This is a genomic window from Mesorhizobium sp. WSM4816 (assembly GCF_055811535.1).
The window spans coordinates 1-1,010 of sequence record NZ_JBVVQR010000095.1; the positions used below are offsets into that span (position 1 = coordinate 1).

Here is a 1,010-nt window from a genome sequence, read left to right on the forward strand (position 1 = left end):
CAAACGTTCACGTCAGTGTGGATTACAGGTGCGGCTGTGCAGGCCCTATCGAGCTCGGCCCTAGCCAAGCTAGCTGCGCCCCTTCACTAGGACGTACCCATGCAGAACAAGTCCTTAGCAGCCACTGGCTTCCTCTGCCTGGGCGTTCTCGTCTTCTCACTGCAGGACGTGATCCTGAAGGGCCTCTCGGACACCTATCCCGTTACGCAAGCGATGACTGTTCGATCAATCGTCGCATTGCCCATTCTGCTGGTGCTGGTAGGGGCGACAGCCAGACTGCGGTCTATTTTCTCAAAACGGGCCGGGCTGCTCGCCATCCGAGCCGTAATCTCGCTGGGAGCATACCTGTTCTATTATCTCTCGATCGCAGCGCTTCCTCTGGCCGATGCTGTCGCACTCTTTTTCGTCGCCCCGCTCATCATTGCAGGTCTCGGGATTCTCTTCCTCGGAGAGCGACCTCACACCGCAACCCTGATCGCGCTCATTGTCGGTCTGCTCGGCGTCATCATAACGCTGCAACCGGGTCTTGCTGTCTTCGAGTGGGCAGCTGCGTTGACCCTCCTGGCTGCTGCTCTGTACTCGTCGGCCCAGGTCTTGGCGAGGAAGCTTGGCGACAGCGAGGTCGCCGCGGTTATCACCTTCTATCAGAACCTGGCCTTCCTCACCGGCGCGCCGGCGCTGGCGGCGCTTGTGAGCTTGGGCGGCCTTGAAGACGCCAATCATCCAAGCCTTGCTTTCCTCACGCGCCCATGGGTCTGGCCTACGCTCCAGGATACTTTGCTGATGGCCGGCTGCGGTGTGATCGCATCTGCCGGAATGACATTGCTTTCCCAGGCCTACCGCCTTGCCCCAGCAGGCAACGTTGCCGTCTTCGAGTACACCGCCATCGTCTGGGTTCCACTTTGGGGGCTGCTGTTTTTCGACGAGGTGCCGAAGATCACCACCGTTCTCGGCGCAGTTTTGATCTGCGGAGCGGGGCTGTTCGCCCTAAGATCTGCGAGGTGAAGCGC

The 1,010-nt window shown here is 60.1% G+C and carries 1 protein-coding gene; it reads left to right on the top strand.

Annotated features, from left to right (window positions below; translation table 11 throughout):
• Window positions 1–99 precede the first annotated feature (99 nt).
• Window positions 100–1,005, top strand: coding sequence for a DMT family transporter (locus tag AC0L3H_RS32935; protein ID WP_473495735.1), 906 nt, complete (start codon window positions 100–102; stop codon window positions 1,003–1,005).
• Window positions 1,006–1,010: the final 5 nt, after the last annotated feature.

Bases quoted from the DNA above. Each gene is read 5' to 3' on its own strand.
- AC0L3H_RS32935 (WP_473495735.1), top strand. From the start codon at position 100: ATGCAGAACAAGTCCTTAGCAGCCACTGGCTTCCTCTGCCTGGGCGTT.